Source organism: Calidithermus chliarophilus DSM 9957, from assembly GCF_000430045.1.
Classification (GTDB): Bacteria; Deinococcota; Deinococci; order Deinococcales; family Thermaceae; genus Calidithermus; species Calidithermus chliarophilus.
Window position 1 is genome coordinate 1,608,998 of sequence record NZ_KE387023.1, and the last position, 2,293, is coordinate 1,611,290.

Sequence of the window (2,293 nt, forward strand, 5' to 3'; positions counted from 1 at the left end):
AGACCACTTGGGATCAGAGCGACTCGGTTAGCTCGTATCAAGTGAGGTAGAAAATGGCAGTCAAGAAATTCCGTCCCTACACCCCGTCGCGCCGCTTCATGACGGTGGCGGACTTCTCCGAGATCACCAAGACCAAGCCGGAGAAGAGCCTCACCGCCCCCATCAAGAAGACCGGCGGGCGCAACAACCAGGGCCGCATCACCAGCCGCTTCCGTGGCGGCGGGCACAAGCGCCTGTACCGCATCATCGACTTCCGCCGCCGCGACAAGGCCAACATCCCGGCCAAGGTGGCCGCCATCGAGTACGACCCCAACCGCACCGCGCGCATCGCGCTGCTGTTCTACAAGGACGGCGAGAAGCGCTACATCCTGGCCCCCGACGGCCTGGCGGTGGGCACCGAGGTGCTCAGCGGCCCCGAAGCCGTCATCCAGCCCGGCAACGCCCTGCCCCTGCGCTTCATCCCGGTCGGTACGGTGATCCACGCGGTCGAGCTCGAGCCCGGCAAGGGCGCCAAGATGGCCCGCAGCGCCGGCACCAGCGTGCAGGTCCAGGGCCGCGAAGGCGACTACGTGATCCTGCGCCTGCCCTCGGGCGAGCTGCGCAAGGTCCACGCCGAGAGCTACGCCACCATCGGCACCGTCTCCAACGCCGACCACAAGAACATCGTGCTGGGCAAGGCAGGCCGCACCCGCCACCGCGGCCGCAAGGGCCACGTACGCGGCACCGTGATGAACCCGGTGGACCACCCTCACGGCGGTGGTGAGGGCCGTGCCCCCCGCGGCCGCGCCCCCGTCTCGCCCTGGGGCCAGCAGGCTAAAGGTCTCAAGACCCGCAAGAAGAAGAAGCCCTCGAGCGCCCTCATCGTTGCCCGGCGCAAGAAATAAGGATTTTGGTGCCCTAGGCACGAGTAGGAGAAACTATGCCGCGTAGCATGAAGAAAGGGGTTTTCATCGACGGCCACCTCATCGAGAAGGTGGAGGCGATGAACGCCAAGGGTGAGAAGCGGGTCATCAAGACCTGGAGCCGTCGCAGCACCATCGTCCCCGAGATGATCGGCCACACCCTGGCGGTGTACAACGGCAAGCAGCACGTCCCGGTGTACGTCACCGAGCAGATGGTAGGGCACAAGCTGGGCGAGTTCGCCCCCACCCGCACCTACCGCGGGCACGGGAAGGACACCAAGGCCACCAAGAAATAAGTCCGCCACCTTCCGGCTCAGCCGGAAGGGCGACCGAAGGGAGAATGCACGGAATGGAAGCTAAAGCCATCGCTCGCTACATCCGCATGTCGCCCCGCAAGGCCCGCCTGGTGGTGGACCTGATCCGGGGCAAGGGTGTGGACGAGGCCAAGGCCATCCTCAAGTACACCAACAAGCGGGCCTCCGAGCCCGTGGTGAAGGTGCTCGAGTCGGCCGCGGCCAACGCCATCAACAACTTCGACATGCTCGAGGACCAACTGGTGGTCAAGGCCGCCTATGTGGACGAGGGGCCCGCGCTCAAGCGGGTGCTGCCCCGCGCCCGCGGCCAGGCCCACATCATCAAGAAGCGTACCAGCCACATCACCATCGTCGTGGGGGAGAAAGATGGGAAATAAGATCAATCCCGTGGGCCTGCGCCTGGGTATCACCCGCGAGTTCGAGTCGCGCTGGTACGCCGGCAAGAAGACCTACGCCAAGACCATCGTCGAAGACCGCAAGATCCGCGCGCAGATCGAGCGTGAGCTCCGTCCTGCCGGCCTGGCCCGCATCGACATCGAGCGCGCGGCCGACAACGTGGCCGTCACCGTCTACGCCGCCAAGCCCGGCGTGGTGATCGGCCGCGGCGGCGAGACCATCAAGCGCCTGCGCGAGAGCCTGCAGAAGCAGTTCCCCGGCAAGACCGTGGCGCTCAACGTGCAGGAAGTGGGCAACCCCAACCTCTCCGCCCCGCTGGTGGCCCAGCGCGTGGCCGAGCAGATCGAGCGCCGCTTCGCCGTGCGCCGCAGCATCAAGCAGGCCGTGCAGCGCGTGCGCGAGAGCGGGGCCCAGGGGGCTAAGATCGTGGTCTCCGGCCGCATCGGCGGCGCCGAGCAGGCCCGCGTGGAGTGGGCCGCCGAAGGCCGCGTGCCCCTGCACACCCTGCGCGCCAACATCGACTACGGCACCGCCCGCGCCGAGACCACCTACGGCTCGCTGGGCGTGAAGGCCTACGTCTTCATGGGCGAGGTCATCGGCGGCAAGAGGGTCGGTGCGGTCCCCGCCCCCACGCCCCGCCCCGCCGCGCCCCGCCGCGACCGCGAAGACGGCCGTCCCCGC

Annotated in this window: 4 protein-coding genes; all 4 read left to right on the forward strand. The window is 67.6% G+C overall.

The genetic code is table 11. From position 1 onward, the window contains the following. The first annotated feature begins 53 nt into the window (after positions 1–53). A complete protein-coding gene (gene rplB, locus MEICH_RS0107840; protein ID WP_027892140.1) occupies positions 54–884 on the forward strand; it encodes a 50S ribosomal protein L2 in 831 nt (276 codons plus the stop codon). 35 nt (positions 885–919) lie between these two features. Next, positions 920–1,198: a 30S ribosomal protein S19 gene (rpsS, locus tag MEICH_RS0107845; protein ID WP_027892141.1), complete on the forward strand. Its 279-nt coding sequence runs from the start codon at positions 920–922 to the stop codon at positions 1,196–1,198. A gap of 53 nt (positions 1,199–1,251) precedes the next feature. After that, on the forward strand, positions 1,252–1,593 hold the full coding sequence (gene rplV / locus MEICH_RS0107850) for a 50S ribosomal protein L22 (RefSeq protein ID WP_027892142.1): 342 nt from the start codon (positions 1,252–1,254) through the stop codon (positions 1,591–1,593). After that, a partial coding sequence (gene rpsC / locus MEICH_RS24235; protein WP_036218456.1) for a 30S ribosomal protein S3 occupies positions 1,583–2,293 on the forward strand: 711 nt, incomplete at its 3' end. The genes rplV and rpsC, both read left to right, overlap by 11 nt.

Bases quoted from the DNA above. Each gene is read 5' to 3' on its own strand.
- rplB (WP_027892140.1), top strand. From the start codon at position 54: ATGGCAGTCAAGAAATTCCGTCCCTACACCCCGTCGCGCCGCTTCATG.
- rplV (WP_027892142.1), top strand. From the start codon at position 1,252: ATGGAAGCTAAAGCCATCGCTCGCTACATCCGCATGTCGCCCCGCAAG.
- rpsS (WP_027892141.1), top strand. From the start codon at position 920: ATGCCGCGTAGCATGAAGAAAGGGGTTTTCATCGACGGCCACCTCATC.